This window comes from Streptomyces sp. NPDC051776 (genome assembly GCF_040681345.1).
GTDB lineage: Bacteria > Actinomycetota > Actinomycetes > Streptomycetales > Streptomycetaceae > Streptomyces.
In genome coordinates this window covers 1-21041 of the sequence record NZ_JBFAYQ010000033.1, presented here as the reverse complement: position 1 = coordinate 21041, position 21041 = coordinate 1, and the positions used below count along the sequence as shown (strand labels likewise).

At 70.5% G+C, this 21041-nt stretch carries 16 protein-coding genes and 1 pseudogene; 9 read left to right on the top strand and 8 right to left on the bottom strand.

Annotation, left to right across the window (positions count from 1 at the left end):
* Positions 1 to 71: 71 nt before the first annotated feature.
* Genes AB0M26_RS23050 through ssd form a run of 3 tightly spaced genes read right to left on the bottom strand, consistent with a single transcriptional unit; the run spans position 72 to position 3381 of the window.
* On the bottom strand, positions 72 to 1013 hold the full coding sequence (locus tag AB0M26_RS23050) for a type II secretion system F family protein (RefSeq protein WP_365263703.1): 942 nt from the start codon (positions 1011 to 1013) through the stop codon (positions 72 to 74).
* Positions 1010 to 2197, bottom strand: a complete 1188-nt coding sequence (locus AB0M26_RS23045; protein WP_365263702.1) for a TadA family conjugal transfer-associated ATPase — start codon at positions 2195 to 2197, stop codon at positions 1010 to 1012. Before AB0M26_RS23045 ends, AB0M26_RS23050 begins: the two co-directional genes overlap by 4 nt.
* Entirely contained in the window at positions 2194 to 3381 is a 1188-nt protein-coding gene (gene ssd / locus AB0M26_RS23040; RefSeq protein WP_365263701.1) for a septum site-determining protein Ssd, read from the bottom strand. Before ssd ends, AB0M26_RS23045 begins: the two co-directional genes overlap by 4 nt.
* 440 nt (positions 3382 to 3821) lie before the next feature.
* On the opposite strand from ssd, the gene AB0M26_RS23035 reads away from it, so the two are divergent.
* Positions 3822 to 4658: an HAD family hydrolase gene (locus AB0M26_RS23035; protein WP_365263700.1), complete on the top strand. Its 837-nt coding sequence runs from the start codon at positions 3822 to 3824 to the stop codon at positions 4656 to 4658.
* A 474-nt stretch (positions 4659 to 5132) separates the two neighbouring features.
* Here AB0M26_RS23035 and AB0M26_RS23030 read toward each other — a convergent pair whose 3' ends face one another.
* On the bottom strand, positions 5133 to 5954 hold the full coding sequence (locus AB0M26_RS23030; protein WP_365263699.1) for an oxidoreductase: 822 nt from the start codon (positions 5952 to 5954) through the stop codon (positions 5133 to 5135).
* 102 nt (positions 5955 to 6056) lie between these two features.
* Between AB0M26_RS23030 and AB0M26_RS23025 the strand changes: the two genes are divergently transcribed.
* Positions 6057 to 7073, top strand: a complete 1017-nt coding sequence (locus AB0M26_RS23025) for an ATP-binding protein (protein ID WP_365263698.1) — start codon at positions 6057 to 6059, stop codon at positions 7071 to 7073.
* A gap of 352 nt (positions 7074 to 7425) precedes the next feature.
* On the opposite strand, the pseudogene AB0M26_RS23020 reads toward AB0M26_RS23025, so the two are convergent.
* A pseudogene (locus AB0M26_RS23020) lies at positions 7426 to 8637 on the bottom strand (hypothetical protein); the annotation flags it as partial.
* 265 nt (positions 8638 to 8902) lie between these two features.
* Here AB0M26_RS23020 and AB0M26_RS23015 point away from each other — a divergent pair.
* The 6 genes from AB0M26_RS23015 (at position 8903) to AB0M26_RS22990 (ending at position 16891) form a co-directional block, all read left to right on the top strand.
* Positions 8903 to 11353, top strand: coding sequence for a bifunctional SulP family inorganic anion transporter/carbonic anhydrase (locus tag AB0M26_RS23015; protein ID WP_365263697.1), 2451 nt, complete (start codon positions 8903 to 8905; stop codon positions 11351 to 11353).
* A gap of 134 nt (positions 11354 to 11487) precedes the next feature.
* On the top strand, positions 11488 to 13449 hold the full coding sequence (gene acs / locus AB0M26_RS23010; protein WP_365263696.1) for an acetate--CoA ligase: 1962 nt from the start codon (positions 11488 to 11490) through the stop codon (positions 13447 to 13449).
* 198 nt (positions 13450 to 13647) lie between these two features.
* Positions 13648 to 15039, top strand: a complete 1392-nt coding sequence (nhaA, locus tag AB0M26_RS23005) for a Na+/H+ antiporter NhaA (RefSeq protein ID WP_365263695.1) — start codon at positions 13648 to 13650, stop codon at positions 15037 to 15039.
* Between the two features lie 97 nt (positions 15040 to 15136).
* A complete protein-coding gene (locus tag AB0M26_RS23000; protein ID WP_365263694.1) occupies positions 15137 to 15592 on the top strand; it encodes a phage holin family protein in 456 nt (151 codons plus the stop codon).
* The gene (locus AB0M26_RS22995; protein WP_365263693.1) at positions 15589 to 16515 is read left to right on the top strand and encodes an alpha/beta hydrolase; all 927 of its coding nucleotides are present in this window, start codon (positions 15589 to 15591) and stop codon (positions 16513 to 16515) included. Before AB0M26_RS23000 ends, AB0M26_RS22995 begins: the two co-directional genes overlap by 4 nt.
* Before the next feature lie 154 nt (positions 16516 to 16669).
* Positions 16670 to 16891 carry a hypothetical protein gene (locus tag AB0M26_RS22990; protein WP_365263692.1) on the top strand — a complete coding sequence of 74 codons (222 nt, stop codon included), beginning with the start codon at positions 16670 to 16672 and terminating at the stop codon, positions 16889 to 16891.
* 141 nt (positions 16892 to 17032) lie between these two features.
* On the opposite strand, the gene AB0M26_RS22985 is transcribed toward AB0M26_RS22990, so the two are convergent.
* Genes AB0M26_RS22985 through nth form a run of 3 tightly spaced genes read right to left on the bottom strand, consistent with a single transcriptional unit; the run spans position 17033 to position 19974 of the window.
* Positions 17033 to 18232, bottom strand: a complete 1200-nt coding sequence (locus AB0M26_RS22985; protein ID WP_365263691.1) for a MarP family serine protease — start codon at positions 18230 to 18232, stop codon at positions 17033 to 17035.
* Between the two features lie 12 nt (positions 18233 to 18244).
* Positions 18245 to 19156, bottom strand: a complete 912-nt coding sequence (locus tag AB0M26_RS22980; protein ID WP_365263690.1) for a CoA pyrophosphatase — start codon at positions 19154 to 19156, stop codon at positions 18245 to 18247.
* Positions 19153 to 19974, bottom strand: a complete 822-nt coding sequence (nth, locus tag AB0M26_RS22975; protein WP_365263689.1) for an endonuclease III — start codon at positions 19972 to 19974, stop codon at positions 19153 to 19155. Before nth ends, AB0M26_RS22980 begins: the two co-directional genes overlap by 4 nt.
* Before the next feature lie 250 nt (positions 19975 to 20224).
* Between nth and AB0M26_RS22970 the strand changes: the two genes are divergently transcribed.
* Positions 20225 to 20899 carry a Crp/Fnr family transcriptional regulator gene (locus AB0M26_RS22970; protein WP_351508004.1) on the top strand — a complete coding sequence of 225 codons (675 nt, stop codon included), beginning with the start codon at positions 20225 to 20227 and terminating at the stop codon, positions 20897 to 20899.
* Positions 20900 to 21041: the final 142 nt, after the last annotated feature.

Sequence of the window (21041 nt, the reverse complement as noted above, 5' to 3'; positions counted from 1 at the left end):
TATCGCCGCGGACAGGCCAGCCGCCGCCGTCACGGCCGCTGCAATCGCCCCCAGGCTGTGGACAACCTCGCTCATACCGACCCCCGTTCACCCGTGCCGGCAGCGCATCGCACGATGTGTGCCGTCCAGGTGAGCCCCGCGCCTTCGAGCAGAAAGCCCAGTGCCAGGCAGACCCAGCCTGCCGGGGTGTGGAGCAGTACGCGCAATGGATCGGCACCCAGGGCGCTTCCCATCAGCAGCCCGAAGACCGGCAGCAGGGAGAGCAGGGTCGCCGTGGATCTCGTGCCGGCGAGCTGAGCGTGCAGTTCTTCGCGCTGCCCCCGCTCCGCGCGGAGCGCCGTGGCCACCCGCTCGAGACCTGTCGCCAATCCGGCTCCGCCGTCCGCCGCGACCTGCCAGCAGGCCGCGACTCCGATCAGTCCCTCCGCACCGGGTCTCCTGGCCGCCTTGCGCAACGCCTCCGGAACGTCCCCGCCGTAGCGGGCCGCAGCTTTCAGGGACGCCTCCGCCCCACCGTTCAGCCCCGCAACCGCTTCGTACAGCGCCCGGTTCGGCTGCTGCCCCGCTCTCAACTCGCCCGCCACCGCGGCACACAGCTCGATCACTTCAGTGGCCGTGCGCTCACGGGCCCGTCGGCGCTCCCTGCCGCACAGCCATCGCCTCACCAGGGGCAGCGCCGCCGCCGCGGCCACCAGCGGAAGCAGGGACTCGCCCAGCAGCGCGAGCGCCACCCCGGCCGGTAGGCACCAAACCTCATGCCCGATCGGCCCGCCCCACGGCGCCCGCCACCTCACCGGAAAACGGGCAACTACCGTCTCCCACAAGGACGGTGGCACGCTCCGGCCGCCGCCCGCAGCGGCCCCCGCCTGATCGGCGAAGAGCAGCCGTGCCCTGCGCAGATCGCGACCGCGCCCGGCCAGCACCCAGAGAGCCAGGCCCGCACACAGTGCCGCCGCATACGCGGGAGCCGCCTCGGCTCCTACGCCGCTCGTCAGTGGGCTGCTTCCCGTCACAGCACACCTCCGCCCCGCGCGCACAGGCCCTCCAGCCGGGCCCACCCCGGCTCCCGCAGGAACCCGCCCGCTCCCCACGACACCGCGGGGACCGTTCTGACGAACCCGGCTCCGTCCCGCTGGAGCACATGGACCTCGGCGATGCGTCGGCGCCCCTTCCGGTCCCGTACCAGATGGATGACCGCCGACAGCGCCGCCGCCAACTGGCTGTGCAGCGCCGCCCGGTCCAGCCCCGCCGTCGAGCCGAGGGCCTCGAGCCGCGCGGGAACGTCCGTGGCGGCATTGGCATGCACCGTGCCGCATCCGCCCTCATGGCCGGTGTTGAGTGCCATCAGCAGGTCCAAAACCTCGGGCCCCCGGACTTCACCGACCACGAGCCGGTCGGGCCGCATGCGCAGCGCCTGCCGCACCAGGTCCCGCAAGGTGACGCGGCCGGTGCCCTCCTGGTTCGCCGGACGCGCCTCGAGCCGCACCACATGCGGATGGTCGGGGCGCAACTCCGCGGAGTCCTCGGCCAGAACGATCCGCTCCTCCGGACCGACACGGCCCAGTAGCGTGCTGAGGAGTGTGGTTTTGCCGGAGCCCGTCCCGCCACTCACGAGAAAGGACAGGCGCGCGTCCAGCATTGCCGCGAGCAGCCGCTCGCCTCCCGGCGGCACTGTGCCGGCGGCGACGAGCTCCGCCAGGTCGAAGGCTCTGGGGCGCACCACCCGTAAGGACAGGCACGTCGAACCGACGGCAACCGGCGGCAGCACCGCGTGCAGCCGCGTCCCGTCCGGCAGCCGGGCGTCCACCCATGGCCGGGCATCGTCCAGCCGCCGTCCCGCAACCGCGGCGAGACGCTGTGCGAGCCTGCGTACGGCACCCGCGTCGGCGAAGCGCACGTCCGCGCGCTCCAGGCCGAGTCCACGGTCCACCCAGACCTGATCCGGCGCCGAGACCAGTACGTCGGTGACGTCCGGTGCGGCGAGCAGGGGCTCCAGAGGACCGCTGCCGACCAGCTCCGATCGCAGCCGCGTGACCACACCGAGCACCTCGGTATCGCCCAGCAGCCGCCCCTGCTCCCGTAGTACGGCAGCCACGCGCGCCGGCGTCGGTTCGGCGCCGGTCTCCGCGAGCCGCAACCGCACGGCCTCCACCAACTGCGGCGACAAAGCAGCGGCCGCAGGTGTCATCACGCTCATCCCGTCACACTCCCGCCCTGGCCACCGGCCTCGACTGCGGAAATCTGCGCGCCGACCCGGGACTGCGCACCTGGCCTGGCGGAGGTCGATCCCGCATCCGGCAGAGCCTGCGACCAGAACCGCGAACAGAACTTCGCGAGTGGACCCCGCACACTGCTCCCCGGTGGAGCACCGGCGCCGAATGCGCCCAACAGCCCCGGCTCAGCGGCGAGTTCGCCGGCAAGGGGCAAGTCCAGCAGCCGCGCGATCTCCTCGTCGTCGAGCCCGGAGCCGCACGGGCCGCGCACCACCACCCGCAGATCCCGCACCGCCGGACCCACCGACGCCGCCACCCGGTGAGCCGCCGCGACGGCCCGCAGCTCCGCGGGCACCACGAGCAGCCCGACATCGAGCTGGGCGAGCACCTCGGCCACCCCGTCGTCCACCCGGCGGGGCAGATCGACGACCACGACACCACCGCGCCGCCGAGCGGCGGACAGCACTGCGCGCATCGCCTCCGGCGGGACGACGACCGAATCTCCGCGATCCCAGCTCAGGACGCGCAGCGAGTGCAGCTCGGGCAGCGATTCCTCCAGCGCCCCGCCACCCAACCGGCCCCGCGACTCGGCGAAGGCCGGCCACCGAAGACCTTCCGCCGCCTCACCGCCCAGCAGCACATCGAGACCGCCTCCCAGCGGGTCGCCGTCGATGAGCATCGTGCGCCGGCCCGAGCGGGCCGCGCTCAGTGCGAGCGCGCAGGCCAGCGTGCTCGCACCCGCCCCGCCGCGCCCGCCGATCACACCCACGGTCAGGGCCTGCCGACCGGCGCCCTCCGCCGCGTCGGCGATCCGGTCCACGAGCCATGCCTCGGCGTCGGGCAGGCGAAGGACATGGTCCGCGCCGATGACCACGGCCTGCCGCCAGACCGCGTGGTCGTCGAGGTCCCGGCCGATGAGCAGCACCCCTTCTCTGCGCACCACACCCTGCAGGCGGTGCGCCGCGTCGTCCCCGACGAGGACCAGCGGCGCCCGCTCCCAGCGCCCCCGCTCAGCAGGCATCCCCGCTGCGACCTCCGGCTCCGCGCCGGCTGCCGCGCACAGGCGCAGCAGATCGTCGAGCAGGCGCTCGTCCTCCGAGACGATCAGCGGCCTGCCCGGCGCCCCGCCGGCAGCCTGCTGCGCATCGGATGTGGTGGATCCCGTCACGATCCCCGTCCCCTCTCACTTCGCACTCTCACTCCGCGAACACCGCGGGGAATCACCGTGCAGTGATCCGTGAAAACGTGGGGATCTTGGTCAAATACTGTGGACAACTCGTTGGTTGTGAATATCCCTCTCACCTGTCCCGGTGACTCCCCCTGCGCAGCCTCGCGATCACGCTCCGTAACGTGCCACGGTGGTCGACGCCGGCAGCGCGCACGGCGCGGAAGGGCGGCAAGATGAGCGGTGGACAGCGAAGATGCGTCCGGACATGCGACGACCCCCGCCGGGGGGGAGAGCGGGGGTCGTCCCCACGGCCGACTCGGGGGGGGGAGGAGCCGGACCGGGTTAGCACGGTCGCGAACGATCCGTGACTTCCATGGTGTACCCGAGAGCCTTCTCAGGCAAACCCACGCGCCACAGCTTACGCCGAATGGCGGGCGCCTATGCTCACCCTCGTGGAAAACCACTCCTTGCCGCGCACTGCCGCCTTCTTCGACCTCGACAAGACAGTCATTGCCAAGTCGAGCACGCTGACCTTCAGCAAGTCCTTCTACCAAGGCGGGCTGATCAATCGCAGGGACGTACTGCGCACCGCTTATACGCAGTTCGTCTATCTCATCGGCGGTGCCGACCACGATCAGACGGAGCGGATGCGCCAGTACCTCTCCGACCTGTGCCGTGGCTGGAACGTCCAGCAGGTGCGGGAGATAGTGGCCGAGACCCTGCATGCACTGATCGACCCGATCATCCACGACGAAGCGGCCTCCCTCATCGAGAAGCACCACACCGCAGGCCGCGACGTCGTGATCGTGAGCACCTCCGGCGCGGAGGTGGTCGAGCCGATCGGCGAGCTGCTCGGCGCCGACCGCGTGGTGGCCACTCGCATGGTGGTCGAGGACGGCCGCTTCACGGGCGAGATCGCGTACTACTGCTACGGGCCGACCAAGGCGGAAGCCATCGCCGAGCTGGCCGAGAGCGAGGGCTACGACCTGGCGCGCTGCTACGCGTACAGCGACTCCGTGACCGATATCCCGATGCTCGAGGCCGTCGGTCATCCGCATGCCGTCAACCCGGACAAGGGCCTCCGTCGCGAGGCTGCCACCCGCGGCTGGCCGGTGCTCACCTTCAACCGTCCCGTCCGGCTCAAGCAGCGGCTGCCGTTGCTGTCCATGCCGCCACGCCCGTACCTCGCCGTCGCGGCGGCGGTGGGTGCGGCCGCCGCGACGGCCGGTCTCGTCTGGTATGCGAGCCGCCGCCGCGCCGCCTATGCCCGTATTTGAAGTTAAAAGTAAAGATCTGCAGTCGGGACTTCCGCTTAATCTGCGGCAGTAGTACAAAGAACGTAACGGCCCGCGAGACCAGGGATTTCCGGGAGGATCTTCCCGTTAACGCACCGAGGCCCCACGGACCGCGCATGGAAGTCGGGCACCCACGCGACGCCGACCCGTCGAATACGGGCCCGCCGCACCAGGTGACGGGCAAAGTTCCCGACCTGATGGGCGAATATCGAGCACGCACTGGTAACCGGACGGACATGCCAGCGGCGGTACCAATTGGTACCGCCGCAACTCTGTTTCAGGAATCACCGATTCCAGTGCCCCTGGGCACCTCGGGCGCCTCCGGCGCAGTCCGGTTCGGCAGCACGTTCCCGGCCCGCCTCCGCCCCCTGCGCTTCGCTCCCGCATGCTCCGCCCCGTACGGTCCCCAACCGGCCCTCCCCATCCGAGGCCCAACGCTCAGCGTTACCGCCCCGCTCAGGCGGCGCCGCGCTGCAGCGCCTCGCACACAGCCGTGCTCTCCCTGACCCCCAGCTCCACCGCGCGTCCGCAGTGCGTGATCCACCGCGCCATCCCCTCCGGCGTACCGGACGCGTAGCCCCCCAGCGCGCTGACGTACTCCTCGACCCCCAACTCCGCGTGCCCGACTTCCGCCGGGCAGATCGACTTGGGGTCCAGTCCGCTGCCCACGAGAACGATCCGCTCCGCGGCCCGCGCCACCAGCCCGTTGGACGAGGCGAACGGCCGCAACGCCATCAGTTCGCCGTGCACCACCGCCGCCGTGACGAGCGCCGGCGCCTCCGTCCCGGCGAGGAGCACGTCCGCCAGCCCTTCCAGCCGGCCCGCCACCTCGTCGCCGTCCGGGAGGGGAAGTGTCACGAGCGGCTCCGCGACCTGTTCGCCGGCCTGCCGCGGACGGCCCACGGTGTCGTCCGGCGCGGAGCCACCCGCCGCAACCAGATGCAGACGGGCCAGGGCCCGCACCGGGGACTGGCGCCAGACGCCGAGCAACTGGCCGGCCTCGGCCGTCAGCCGCAGCGCCGCTCCGACCGTCCGCGGCTCGCCCTCGCCGCCGAAGTCGCTGCGGCGGCGCACCTCTTCGAGAGCCCAGTCCGCACCCGACAACGCCGCCGAGCCGCGCGCTCCGCGCAGCGCCGCCTCCGAAGTGATCTCGTTGCTGCGGCGGCGCATCACCCGGTGACCGTAGACCCGGTCCACGGCTTTGCGCATGGAGTCGACGGAGTCGGCCACGCCCGGAAGACCGGCCAGAGCGGCGAGCGGATCGGCATTCGTACTCATGGGCAGGAGCCTACGCACCTCAGCGATCTCACCCCTCGAAGGAGTGGTCTTCCTCACGGAGATCACTTCCCGCACGCCGGGGGCGGCCTAGTCTAGGTGAACATGAAGATCGCTTTCGTAGGGAAGGGCGGCAGCGGCAAGACGACGCTGTCCTCGCTGTTCATCCGCCACCTCGCCGCGTCGGGCACCCCGGTCATGGCCGTGGACGCCGACATCAACCAGCACTTGGGCCCCGCCCTGGGCCTCGACGAGGACGAGGCCGCGAAGCTGCCCGCGATGGGCGCCCGCTTGCCGTTGATCAAGGACTACTTGCGCGGCACGAATCCACGGATCGCCTCCGCCGAGACCATGATCAAAACGACCCCGCCGGGTGAGGGCTCCCGTCTGCTGCGGATCCGTGAGGAGAATCCCGTCTACGCCGCCTGCGCCCGCCAGTTGGAACTCGAGGGTGGCACGGACGTGCGTCTGATGGCGACCGGCCCCTTCACCGAGTCCGACCTCGGCGTCGCCTGCTACCACTCCAAGGTCGGGGCGGTCGAACTCTGCCTGAACCACCTGGTGGACGGCCGGGACGAGTACATCGTCGTCGACATGACGGCCGGCTCCGACTCCTTCGCCTCCGGGATGTTCACCCGCTTCGACACGACCTTCCTGGTGGCCGAGCCCACCCGCAAGGGCGTGGCCGTCTACCGCCAGTACAAGGAGTACGCCCGCGACTTCGGCGTCGCGCTGCATGTGGTCGGCAACAAGGTGCAGGGACCGGACGATGTCGGCTTCCTGCGCGAGGAGGTGGGGGACGACCTGCTCGTCACCTTCGGGCACTCCGACTGGGTGCGCGCGATGGAGAAGGGCCGCCCTCCGCGCTTCGACACGCTCGAGCCCGCCAACCGCGCCGCGCTGCGGACTCTGCACGAGACCGCCGACGCCTCGTACGACCGGCGCGACTGGGAGCGCTACACCCGCCAGATGGTCCACTTCCACCTGAAGAACGCCGAGAGTTGGGGCAACGCGAAGACGGGTGCCGACCTGGCCGCCCAGGTCGACCCCGCCTTCACGCTCGACGAGAGCCTCGCCACGGACCGGCGTCCCGCGCCTAGTCCCGCTCCTCAGCCCGCTTGACCGCCGACCGGGACTTCGGAGCCGGCGCACCGTCTCGCGCCGGACGGGGCCCGTCCGAGCGGACCGCGACGGCCTGGGCCTCGACCGGCAGCCACTTGATCGCCGAACGGGACGCGTCCCGCGCCTTCTTGCCCGGCGACTGCAGCTTTGACGGCTGGTGCTTCCCCGAAGCCCCGTGCTCGGGCGCCGACTTGGCCCTGACGGCGGCCCGCTCCTCCCCAGGCAGGGCTCGGTCGGACGGGCGTTGCGACGACGACTTGGCCTTGGGCGTCGGCCCCTTGCCGGACACCTTGCCCGGCGACCGGCCGGTGACGGACGACGTGGCGCCCGCGGGGGCAACGGGCCGGTCGGACATGAAGAGCTCCCACCCCTCCGCGGGCTCCTCGCCGACCTCGAGTGAGCGCAGCCGGGCCAGTACGGCGGGGTCCTGTGCGTCCAGCCAGTCGCTGAGCTGCTTGAAGGTCACACAACGCACGCCGTCCCTGCGGCACACCCGTTTGATGATGTCCTCAACGGCGCGCATATAGGTGCCGCCGTTCCAGGACTCGAAGTGGTTGCCGATGAACAGCGGGGCGCGGTTGCCGTTGTAGGCCCGATCGAAGGCGGCCAGGAGCCCGTCGCGCATCTGCTTGCCCCACATCTTGTGCTGCGAGGGGTCGCCCTTGGTCGTCCCCGACTGGTTGGCGAGGAAGTTGTAGTCCATCGACAGCGTTTCGAACCTGCGGCCCGGAAAAGGGACTTCCTGCAGGGGGAAGTCCCAGAGGCCGTTGATCTTGCCTGGCCAGACCTGACGGCCGCCGGATGAGCTGGCGTCATAGCGGAAGCCCATCTTCTTGGCCGCGGGGATCAGGTTCCGCTGGCCTTCGAGGCAGGGTGCGCGGCCGCCGACCAGTTCGTTGCTGTAGTCGAAGGGAAGCGGGGCGTCCTTCTTCAGGCCGGCGTTGGTACGCCAGCGTTTGACGAATCCCTCCGCCTGCTCGATCTCGCTCTTCCACTCGGCGGGGGACCAGGTGCCGACGCCGCCGTTGGGGCCGCAGAAGTGGCCGTTGAAGTGGGTGCCGATCTCGTTGCCCTCGAGCCAGGCGAGGCGGATCTGCTCCAGGGTGTCGCGGACACCTTTGACGTCGTTGAAGCCGATGTCGGACGCGCCGCGCTCGTGCTGCGGCGGAGCGTAGAGGTCACGCTTCTCGTAGGGCACGAGATAGACGCCGCTGAGGAAGTAGGTCATGCGCGCGTCGTACTTCTTGCCGACCTTGCGGAAGTGCGAGAACAGCTTCTGGCCGTCCTCGCCCGCGCCGTCCCAGGAGAACACCACGAACTGCGGCGGCCGTTCACCGGGGCGCAGCTTGGCGACCGCGGGCTGCAGGGGCTGGCGTCCCGTGTCCGCCGTGGACCCGTCACCGAGCAGCCGGACCTTGGAGGCGGTCGGCCCCTTGGGCACGGAGAAACGTTTCTGCTCTTCGCTCCGGTCCCGCTTCGCAACGTCACCTCCGGAGCAACTGCCGACCGCCAGGGCCATCGCCGATGTGGCGACACCCAGGAGCACCTTCTTCGGGGCTGCCATAGCACCTCTCCTCCTCGCGCGTGCGGACATCACCGCGACACACCGTCGCATGACCGAGACGGAGGATTTGTACGACAGGCTGAAGAATATACATATTCACTCGATTGACGTAACTACAGGGCAATTTGCCCCTAATGGATATTCTGGGCCTTTACCTTGCGTTACGATTCTTTTACCGAGTGTTGAGGATTGTCATCCCGCCGCTGCATGCCGTGACCCACGGCCGCCTGATCGCGACCGCGTCGCCCCGGAGGAGACGGGAACCATGTCTGCCTGCTCGCCCACCCCCCTCGAAGGCCCCAGTGCCGCGCATCGCTCCGCGCGGACTCAGGCGCCCGGCCTGACCGAGCCGAACTCCGTATCGTCGGCCCGGAGTTCGTCGGCCGGCTTTCGCGACCGCCGACCCGGCAGCCGCTTCCCTGTCCACCCCGCCGACCTCTCGGCCTCGATCACCGTCTTCCTCATCGCGCTGCCGCTCTCGCTCGGCATCGCCCTGGCCACCGGTGCCCCGCTCCAGGCAGGCCTGGTCGCGGCGGCGGTCGGCGGCATCGTGGCGGGTCTGCTCGGCGGCACGCCGCTGCAGGTCAGCGGACCGGCCGCAGGTCTCACCCTGGTCACCGCGGATCTGATCCATCAGTACGGCTGGCGCATCACGTGCGCCCTCACCGTGATCGCCGGGGTCTCCCAAGTCGCCCTGGGCTGGGCCCGGGTGGCGAGATCGGCTCTGGCGGTCAGTCCCGCCATCGTGCACGGCATGCTGGCGGGCATCGGGGCCACCATCGCGCTCGCGCAGCTCCATGTCGTGCTCGGCGACAGCCCTCAGAGCTCAGCGATCGCCAACGCCATGGCCCTGCCAGGTCAGTTGATGGATCTGCATCCGGGGGCGCTGTCGGTCAGTGTGATCACCGTGGCTACGCTGCTGCTCTGGCCGCGATTGCCCGGGAAGGGGGGCCGCCTCCTCCGCAAGGCACCCGCAGCCCTGGCGGCCGTCGCGCTCGCGACGGCGTGCTCCGTAGTGGCCGGTCTGCACCTGCCGCAGGTCGAGCTGCCCTCCTGGCGCAGCCATGCACTGCCCGAAGCGCCGCACGGTCCCGTACTGGGGATGATCGCCGCGGTTCTCACGATCACCCTGGTGGCGAGCGTGGAGTCGCTGCTCTCCGCCGTGGCCGTCGACAAGATGACGGCAGCGCGGAAGAACGCCCCGGACGTGCGCGTGCCACGCGCCGATCTGGACCGGGAGTTGCGTGGCCAGGGCACGGCGAACGTCGTGTCGGGTCTCCTGGGAGGACTGCCGATCACCGGTGTGGCCGTCCGCAGCACGGCGAACGTCAGGGCCGGTGCGGTCAGCCGCGCGTCGTCGGTGATGCACGGCGTCTGGGTGCTGCTGGCCGCGGGGCTGCTGGTCGGTGTTCTGGAGCTGATCCCGCTGGCCGTGCTCGCCGCGCTGGTCATGGTGGTGGGCGTGCAGATGGTCAATCTGACCCACATCCGAAGCGTCCGGCGCCACCGCGAGGTTCTGGTGTACGCGGCGACGACGACGGCCGTCGTGCTGTTCGGCGTGCTGGAGGGCGTGGCGATGGGCATCGCCGTCGCGGTGGCGGTCGCGCTGCACCGGCTGGCCCATACACGTATCACGGTCGAGGAGCGGGAGGACGGCGCGTACCGGGTGCTGGTACGGGGGCAGTTGACCTTCCTGGCGGTCCCGAGGCTCAGCCGGATCCTGAGTCAGGTGCCGGACGGGGCGTGTGCGGTGGTCGAGCTGCACGGCTCGTTCATGGACCACGCGGCGTACGAGGCGCTGCAGGGCTGGCAGGACGCGCACACGGCGCATGGCGGGGCCGTCGGGATCAGCGGCCGGGGAAGCAGAATCGCCGAGCCGGCGTCCGCGGCTGTGCACAGTTGCCGTCCCTGGACCCCTTGGCGCAACCACGCCTGTACGCAGCCGTCGGCTGCGACCGGGTTCGGCGGCGTCGGGAGCCGCGAGGGGAACCGTCAACTCGCCAGCGGGCTCAGCGCGTTCCAGCGGAACACCGCGCCACTGGTTCGTGAGGAGCTGGCCCGCCTGGCCCGGGAGGGCCAGCGCCCCTCGCAGCTGTTTCTGACGTGCGCGGACTCCCGGCTGGTCACCAGCATGATCACGAGCAGTGGTCCGGGCGACCTGTTCACCGTGCGGAACGTGGGGAACCTGGTGCCGCCGTCCGCGGGGCCGCCCGCTGCCGGGCCCGGTACGAACGGCGGACCCGGGGCTGTGGAGAACGGAGACGACTCGGTGGCGGCCGCCATCGAGTTCGCGGTCGACGTTCTGGAGGTCCGCAGCATCACGGTGTGCGGGCACTCCGGCTGCGGCGCCATGAAGGCGCTCCTCGGTGTGATGCCGGACAACCGAGACACCTCACTGGGACGGTGGCTCCGCCACGGCCTGCCCAGCCTGGAACGGCTGACCGGACAGCGGGGGCAGCCGGCTCCGCGGATCGAAGGCAGGGAGGCGACCGACCGCGTCGAGGAATTGTGCCTGACCAATGTCGTGCAACAGCTCGAGCATCTGGCCGCGCACGAGTCGGTGGCGCACCGGCTGGCCGACGGCTCCCTCGAGCTGCACGGGATGTACTTCCACGTGGGCGAGGCTCAGGCCTATCTGCTCGACGAGAACGCCGAGGTCTTCGCGCCCGTGGCCCCCACCCAGCCGGAACCCGCGGAGGAGCCGGATCCGGCGTGATCGAACCTCCCTACCCCGCGCTCACCAGCACCTTCAACAGGTCTAAACCAATTTATCCGGAAACCCTTGTCACCTGGCCGACTGACTGATGAGCTATGCCGTGGGAACAAGTCACCCCGGGATTGGGAGATGCCGTGAGCAACGAGAGCCTGGCCAACCTGTTGAAGGAGGAGCGGCGGTTCGCCCCGCCCGCCGGTCTCGCCTCCGCAGCGAATGTCACCGCGGAGGCGTACGAACGGGCCAAGGCTGATCGACTGGGCTTCTGGGCCGAGCAGGCGCGCCGGCTGACCTGGGCCACAGAACCCACCGAGACCGTCGACTGGACCAACCCGCCCTTCGCCAAGTGGTTCGCCGACGGCAAGCTCAACGTCGCGTACAACTGCGTCGACCGGCATGTGGAGAACGGCCTCGGGGACCGGGTCGCCATCCACTTCGAGGGCGAGCCGGGTGACACGCGCGCCATCACGTACGCCGAGCTGCAGCGCGACGTCTCCCGGGCCGCCGGGGCCCTGACCGAGCTGGGCGTCCGGGCCGGGGACCGGGTCGCCATCTATCTGCCCATGATCCCGGAGGCTGTCGTGGCGATGCTGGCCTGTGCCCGCATCGGTGCCCCGCACTCCGTCGTCTTCGGCGGCTTCTCCGCGGACGCGCTCGCCACCCGCATCCAGGACGCCGACGCCCGCGTCGTCATCACCGCGGACGGCGGCCACCGCCGCGGCAAGCCCTCCGCTCTCAAGCCCGCCGTGGACGAGGCGCTGACCCGACCCGGCACGGAGAACGTCCGCAGCGTTCTCGTCGTCCGCCGCACCGGCCAGGACGTGGACTGGACCGAGGGCCGCGACGTGTGGTGGCACGAGGTCGTGGACCGCCAGCCCGAGCAGCACACGCCCGAGGCGTTCGACGCCGAGCACCCGCTGTTCATCCTGTACACCTCCGGCACCACCGGGAAGCCGAAGGGAATCCTGCACACCACCGGGGGCTACCTCACCCAGACCTCGTACACCCACCACGCCGTCTTCGACCTCAAGCCCGAGTCGGACGTCTACTGGTGCACCGCCGATGTCGGCTGGGTGACCGGCCACTCCTACATCGTCTACGGGCCGCTCTCCAACGGCGCGACCCAAGTCCTCTACGAGGGCACCCCGGACACCCCACACCAGGGCCGCTGGTGGGAGATCGTGCAGAAGTACGGTGTCACGATCCTCTACACGGCCCCGACCGCGATCCGCGCCTGCATGAAGTGGGGCGACGACATCCCGGCCAAGTTCGACCTCAGCAGCCTCCGCGTCCTGGGATCGGTGGGCGAGCCGATCAACCCCGAGGCCTGGATCTGGTACCGCAAGAACATCGGCGGGGACAGGACGCCCGTCGTCGACACCTGGTGGCAGACCGAAACCGGCAGCATCATGATCAGCCCGCTGCCGGGCGTCACCGAGACCAAGCCTGGTTCGGCCCAGATCCCGCTGCCCGGTATCGCCGCGACCGTCATCGACGACGAGGCCCGCGAGGTTCCCGACGGTGCCGGCGGCTACCTGGTCCTGACCGAGCCGTGGCCGTCGATGCTCCGCACCATCTGGGGCGACGACCAGCGTTACAAGGACACGTACTGGTCCCGGTTCGAGGGCCGGTACTTCGCGGGCGACGGTGCCAAGAAGGACGACGACGGCGACATCTGGCTGCTCGGCCGCGTCGACGACGTCATGCTGGTCTCCGGCCACAACATCTCGACCACCGAGGTCGAGTCGGCGCTCGTCTCGCACCCGAAGGTCGCCGAGGCCGCGGTCGTCGGCGCGACCGACCCGCAGACCACCCAGGCGATCGTCGCCTTCGTGATCCTCCGCGGGACCGCGTCCGAGGACGAGGGACTGGTGGACGAGCTGCGGTCCCATGTCGCCAAGGCCCTGGGCCCGATCGCCAAGCCCAAGCGGATCCTGCCGGTGGCCGAGCTGCCCAAGACCCGCTCCGGCAAGATCATGCGGCGTCTGCTGCGCGATGTGGCCGAGAACCGCACGCTCGGCGATGTCACCACACTCACGGACTCCTCCGTGATGGAGCTGATCCAGAGCAAGCTCCCGTCCGCACCCAGCGAGGACTGACGGGACCGGCGACGGTGGTACGGATCGAGGGGCGCTCCGCCGCGGCGGGGCGCCCCTCACCCGTTCCGGCTAAGCTGGACGGCAGTCGCGTCAGGATTGCGACAAGAAGTCAGGGTGCGCCGGGAAGTCTGGTCGGCAGGTACTCGCGCCGTGTGCTCGGCCGAGGGCCTTCGCCGTCGCAGACCGGAGGATGAACCCGTGCCCGCGCCCCCTTCCCGTAAGTTTCTCGGACGGCTCTCGCTCCCCGAGCGGACGTTCGTGGGTGACGCGTTGCGCGCCGAGACCGTGGGCGGCGTTCTCCTCCTGGCCGCCGCGGTCGCCGCGCTGATCCTCGCGAACACCCCGCTCAGTCATGTGTACGAGGACGTCCGGGACTTCAGTTTCGGCCCGGCGGCGCTGCGCCTCCACCTCCCGGTCGGAACCTGGGCGCAGGACGGATTGCTGACCGTCTTCTTCTTCGTCGCCGGGATCGAGCTCAAGCGCGAACTGGTCGCCGGCGAACTGCGCGACCCGAAGGCGGCGGCCCTCCCCGTCGTCGCGGCGGCGTGCGGCATGGTCGCCCCGGCGCTGGTCTACGCCGCCGTGAACGCGGGCGGCGGCGGGGACTTGGACGGCTGGGCCGTTCCGACCGCCACCGACATCGCGTTCGCACTCGCGGTCCTCACTGTCATCGGCACCTCCCTGCCGTCCGCACTGCGCGCCTTTCTGCTCACCCTCGCCGTCGTCGACGACCTGTTCGCGATCCTGATCATCGCGGTCTTCTTCACCACCGACATCCACCTCCTGCCGCTCGGCCTCTCCGTCGCCGGACTGGTCCTGTTCTGGTTCCTGCAGCGCAGGGGCGTACGGGGCTGGTACGTCCATGTGCCACTGGCCCTGGTCATCTGGGGGTTGATGCACGCGAGCGGTGTGCACGCAACCGTGGCCGGTGTCGCGATGGGCTTGATGCTCCGCTGCACGGTCCGGGATGGCGAGAAGCAGTCGCCCGGGGAGCACATCGAGCACCTCGTGCGGCCTCTCTCGGCGGGCATCGCGGTGCCGTTGTTCGCCCTCTTCGCGGCCGGGGTGACGATTTCCGGGGACGCCCTCACCGACGTATTCACCACACCGGAGCCGCTGGGCGTCGTCCTCGGCCTCGTCGCAGGCAAGACCATCGGCGTCTTCGGTGGCTCCTGGCTCGCGGCCCGCTTCACCCGCGCCGAACTGAACGAGGACCTGGAGTGGGCCGACGTCTTCGCCGTCGCCTCGCTCGCCGGCATCGGATTCACCGTGGCGCTCCTCATCGGCGGCCTCGCGTTCCCCGGCGCCCCCGTTCTCACCGATGAGGTGAAGGCCGCCGTGCTCGTCGGCTCACTCGTCGCGGCGCTGCTCGCGACCGTGCTGCTCAAGCTTCGCGACGTCAAGTACCGCAAGCTGTACGAGGATGAGGAGCGCGACGAGGACCACGACGGCATCCCCGACATCTACGAGATGGACAACCCGGAGTACCACCTGCGGATGGCCGCCATCCACGAAGCGAAGGCCGCGGAACACCGGCGGCGTGCCGAAGCGGCCGCCGCCCGAGGCACGAACGACGACGGTCCGGCATGATCTGGAGGGCGACCGGCCGTCCGGCACACTCGACGGAGCGAGCGGCCCCGTGCACGGAACCAACGGAAGCAGCTGAGAAGAGAAGAGGGACACAGCGATGAGCGCAGTCGAGCAGGACGGCGACCGCAACCTCGGCCGGCTGGTGGCCAAGGCGACGGCCGATCTGTCCGCCCTGGTGCACGACGAGATCGCCCTGGCCAAGGCCGAGATCCGCCAGGACGTCAAGCGCGCGAGCATCGGAGGCGGAGCGATCACGGCGGCCGGGATCCTGGCGCTGTTCGCCCTGCCGGTGCTGAGCTTCGCCGCCGCGTACGGCATCCACAACCTGGGTCTCGGCCTGGCCTGGTCCTTCCTGATCGTGGGCGCGGCATATCTGCTCATCGCGGCCGTGCTCGGGCTCTTCGCCGTCGCCAAGTTCAAGAAGGTGAAGAAGCCCGAGAAGTCGATGGCCTCGGCCAGGAAGTCGGCAGCGGTGCTGCAGCACGTACGGCCGCATCCCCGCCCGGCCGGTGCCCTCCCCGCCGACGCGACTGTGACACGCTCGTCCGTATGACCGTCCCCGAAACCCCCGCCTCGGTCGTACGGCCCGACGGCCCCTGGACCCACCGGAACGTGGCCGCCAACGGCGCCCGCTTCCACATCGCCGAGGCCGGCGACGGCCCGCTGGTGCTGCTGCTGCACGGCTTCCCGCAGTTCTGGTGGACGTGGCGCCACCAGATCACCGCGCTCGCCGAAGCGGGCTTCCGCGCGGTGGCCATGGACCTGCGCGGCGTGGGCGGCAGCGACCGCACGCCCCGGGGCTACGACCCCGCGAACCTCGCCCTCGACGTGACCGGAGTGATCCGGTCCCTCGGCGAGCCGGACGCCGCGCTCCTCGGCCATGACCTGGGCGGCTACCTGGCCTGGACGGCCGCGGCGATGCGGCCGAAGCTCGTCCGGCGGCTCGCGGTCTGCTCGATGCCGCATCCGCGGCGCTGGCGCTCGGCCATGCTCGTCGACGCCCGGCAGTCGGCGGCCGGCAGCCACATCTGGGGCTTCCAGCGGCCATGGATCCCGGAGCGGCGGCTGACGGCCGACGGCTCGGCGCTGGTCGGACAGCTCATCCAGGAGTGGTCCGGACCCCGCCCGCCCGAGGCGGAGGTTCTGGACGTCTACCGGCGGGCGATGAGCATCCCGTCCACGGCGCACTGCTCGATCGAGCCGTACCGGTGGATGGTCCGGTCGATGGCACGGCCGGACGGGATCCAGTTCAACCGGCGGATGAAGCGGCCCGTACGCGTGCCAACGCTCCATCTGCACGGGTCGCTCGACCCGGTGATGCGCACGCGGAGCGCCGCGGGATCCGGGGAGTACGTCGAGGCGCCGTACCGCTGGCGGCTGTTCGACGGGCTCGGGCACTTCCCCCACGAGGAGGACCCCGTCGCGTTCACGGCCGAACTCATCAACTGGCTGAAGGACCCCGAACCGGACCGCTGACGGCGGCGCACGTTGCGTCCGGGGCCCGTTCCCGGCAGGCCCGGCGAAGCCTTGGCCGTACAACCTTCCTACGAACGCCAATTGCCGCGCGCATAGGCCGATTGGCGGTCCGGGAGGCGGTTACCGACCCTTCGTCACGGGCACGCTTCCCGGTATGGGTTGGACGCACGACTCCCATGACGCAGGGAGTACGGGGGCCGCTCCCCGGGACACCACAGCTCGTAGCCGCCGCGCCGCCACCGCGCGCACTGCCCCCAAGGGGGTGATCGTCGCGGGACGCCCCGGCCGGGTTTCCGATCTTCAGCTAGGCATTCCGCGCATTCTCAGGCGCCGCGCTCGCTGGGTGTCGGCGCGGTTGCGCCACCCACGCGGCTAGGGCGGTCCAGGGCGACAGTCGGCACGGCCTCGGGCCGGTTCGTCCGCCCGTGTCCGACGGCGCCGCCCTGCCTTCCCGCTCGCCCCGATGGGGCACCGCGCGCTTCTCGCTCGGGGCTCCCGCCTGCTGCTGCAGGGCCGTCTACAGCGCGCACTCCTGGGTGTCCACCCGGCGCTTGGCCGTACGGCCCTTGACGATGTCCTCGCGCACCTCGTCGGCGGTCAAGGCGTATCCGGTGTTGGCGTCGTCGAGCGACTTGGCGAAGACCACGCCGTAGACGCCGCCGTCCGGAGTCAGCAGCGGCCCGCCGGAGTTGCCCTGCCGGACCGTGGCGTAGAGGGAGTACACATCACGGCCGACCGTGCCGCGGTGGTAGATGTCCGGGCCGCTGGCGTCGATGCGTCCGCGGATACGGGCCGCGCGGACGTCGAACGCGCCGTTCTCCGGGAATCCGGCGACGATCGCACTGTCGCCCGTGCCGGCGTCGCGCTGGGTGAACTGCAGGGCCGGAGCGCGGAGGCCGGGGACGTCGAGGACGGCGACGTCGCGCTTCCAGTCGTAGAGGACGACGCGGGCGTCGTAGAGCTTGCCCTCGCCACCGATCTGCACGGTCGGCTCGTCGACACCGCCGACCACATGCGCATTGGTCATGACACGGTTCGGCGAGAAGACGAATCCGGTGCCCTCCAGGACCTTGCCGCAGCTTCGGGCGGTGCCGAGGACCTTCACGATGCTGCGCTGGGCGCGGGTGGCGACGGGGCTGGTCGCCAGCTTGGGGTCGGGCGGGGGGACCGAGGTGATGGGCTCATTGGAGAACGGGCTGAAAACTTGCGGGAAGCCGTTCTGGGCGAGGACCGAACTGAAGTCCGCGAACCAGGTATTGGCCTCGCCGGGGATCACCTGCGATACGCCCAGCAGGATCTTGGAGTTGCGGACCTCCTTGCCGAGCGTGGGCAACGAGGTGCCGGCCAGGGCCGAACCGATGAGCCAGGCCACGAGCAGCATGGCGACGACGTTGACCACCGCGCCGCCCGTCGCGTCGAGCGCGCGGGCCGGTGACCAAGTGATGTACCGGCGGAGCTTGTTGCCCAGATGTGTGGTGAACGCCTGGCCGACCGAGGCGCACACGATGACCACGACGACCGCGGCGACCGCGGCTCCCGTCCCCGGAGTCGCCTCGTCCGTGAGCTGGTTCCAGATCACGGGCAGCAGGTACACGGCAACGAGTCCGCCGCCGATGAAGCCGATCACCGACAGGATGCCGACGACGAAACCTTGCCGGTAACCGACAATGGCGAACCACACGGCGGCGAGCAACAGAAGGATGTCCAGCACATTCACCGGGACACCGTCTCATGCACTCCAGTCGAGCGGGACGTGCTTGGTGCGGTCCCAGGGGCGTTCCCAGCCGGAGAAATGCAGCAGGCGGTCGATCACACCGGCCGTGAAACCCCAGACCAGGGCATCCCGGACGAGGAACGCGGGGCCCTTGTGCCCACTCGGGTGGGTGGTGACCGCACGGTTGGCCGGATCCGTGAGTTCCGCCACTGGCACGGTGAACACACGGGCGGTTTCGGCCGGATCGACCGGGCCGACCGGTGACGGCGTCCGCCACCAGCCGAGGACGGGGGTGACCACGAAGCCGCTCACCGGGATGTAGAGCTGGGGCAGGACGCCGAATATCTGGACACCCGAGGGGTCGAGGCCCGTCTCCTCCCAGGCCTCGCGGAGCGCGGCGCGCAGCGGCCCCACCGTCCGCGGATCGCCGTCCTCCGGGTCGAGGGCACCGCCGGGGAAGGACGGCTGTCCGGCGTGTGATCGGAGGGTCCCGGCGCGCTCCATGAGGAGCAGCTCGGGCCGGTGACCGTTCGCCGCGCGCGCCCCGGCCCCGCCGGTACGGGCGGTGGCCCGGCCGGCGGCAGGGGTGACCGCTCCGTCGGTTCCCCCGTCGGTTCCCCCGCCGTCGCCGAAGAGGATGAGGACTGCGGACGCGCGGCCCCCGGAATCGGGCGGGAGAAAGCGGCTCAGCTGCTCCGGCTCCACTGTCTTCGCCGCGCGCACCACCGGCCCCAGCCACTCGGGAAGCCCGTCGGTGCTGATGGTGATCTCGCCGATCTCGCCGATCTCGCCGATCTCGCCGGTCTCGCCGGTCTCGCCGCCGAAGGCTCCCGAGGCTCCGGAGATCCCGGCTGATGCTCCGGAAGTCCCGGCGGACGCTCCGAAGGTCCCGCCGGATCCTCCGACGGTCTCCTGGGGACGGCTCATGCGGCCCCCAGCGGCAGGGCGGGCTCGCCCGGGTAGTCGGCCGGGGGCTTCAGCCGCTGGCCCCGCGCGCCGCCCAGCTCGTACTTCAGCAGCTTCTTCGCCTTCTCCGGGTCGGTCTCGCCCTCGCCGTACGCGGGGCAGAGCGGGGCGATGGGACAGGCGCCGCAGGCCGGTTTGCGGGAATGGCAGACGCGGCGGCCGTGGAAGATGATGCGGTGCGAGAGCATGGTCCACTCGCTCTTGGGGAAGAGCGAGGCGATTTCGGCCTCGACTTTGTCCGGATCCTCCTGCTCGGTCCACTTCCACCGGCGGACGAGCCTGCCGAAGTGGGTGTCCACGGTCAGGCCGGGGACCCCGAAAGCGTTGCCCAGCACCACGTTCGCCGTCTTGCGGCCCACACCGGGCAGGGTGACCAGGTCCGTAAGGCGCCCCGGAACCTCACCGCCGAAATTGTCCCGCAGGGCGGTGGAGAGGCCGATCAGCGACTTCGCCTTGGCCCGGAAGAAGCCGGTGGGCCGGATGATCTGCTCCAGCTCCTCCGGATTCGCGGCCGCCATGTCCTCGGGAGTGGGATAGACGGCGAAGAGATCCGGGGTCGTCTGATTGACCCGGAGATCGGTGGTCTGGGCGGAGAGCACGGTGGCGACCAGGAGCTGGAACGGATTCTCGAAATCCAGCTCGGGGTGGGCGTACGGGTAGAGATCGGCCAGCTCGCGATTGATTCTGCGCGCCCTCCGGACGAGCGCGAGCCGGGACTCCGGTTTGGCTTTTGCGCTTTTCGCTACTTTTCTGCCTTTGGCAGGCTCGTGTTCGCCCACAGCGGAATTCGGCGACGCGCTCACCCGTACAGCCCCCTTGCCCTGTGCTCTCACCGGCGTATTGGACACCCGGCCAGCGTAAGGCCCGGCACCGACAAACGGCCTGGCCGATGGAAATCAGCACCCCTATCGGACCCCTGCCGTATGGCTTCCGCGGGGGATGCGCCACACTTGTGTTTGATCACACAGTTTTACCGTCCGGCATCATGGGGACGACGGTCCCCTGTGCATGTCGACAAGGAGAGATCTCGTGGACGACGTTCTGCGGCGCGCCCCGCTGTTCGCGGCGCTCGATGAAGAGCAGGCCGCCGAGCTGCGCGCCTCGATGAGCGAGGCCACCCTGGCCCGCGGCGACGCCTTGTTCCACGAAGGCGACCCGGGCGACCGCCTGTACGTGGTCACCGAGGGCAAGGTCAAGCTTCACCGCACCTCCCCCGACGGCCGCGAGAACATGCTCGCGGTCCTCGGCCCCGGTGAGCTCATCGGCGAGCTCTCCCTCTTCGACCCCGGCCCGCGTACGGCCACGGCCAGCGCCCTCACCGAGGTGAAGCTGCTGGGCCTGGGCCACGGCGACCTCCAGCCATGGCTGAACGCGCGGCCCGAGGTGGCCACCGCGCTCCTGCGCGCCGTGGCCCGCCGCCTGCGCCGGACCAACGACTCGATGTCGGACCTGGTCTTCTCCGACGTGCCCGGTCGCGTCGCGAAGGCGCTGCTCGACCTCTCCCGCCGCTTCGGCGTGCAGTCGGAGGAGGGCATCCACGTCGTCCACGACCTGACCCAGGAGGAGCTGGCCCAGCTCGTCGGCGCCTCCCGCGAGACGGTCAACAAGGCCCTCGCGGACTTCGCCGGCCGCGGCTGGCTGCGCCTGGAGGCGCGGGCCGTGATCCTGCTGGACGTGGAGCGGCTGGCCAAGCGCTCGCGCTGACCTCGACGGCGCTCGTACCGTGCGAAGGGCCCCACCGGTCGGTGGGTGGGCGGTACGCGCCACACGTGACGCGGCAGCCGGTGCAGGAACAGCGGTGCGGGCAGCGGGAGGGGTGCTGCCGGACGCGGTCTGGTCCGCCGCC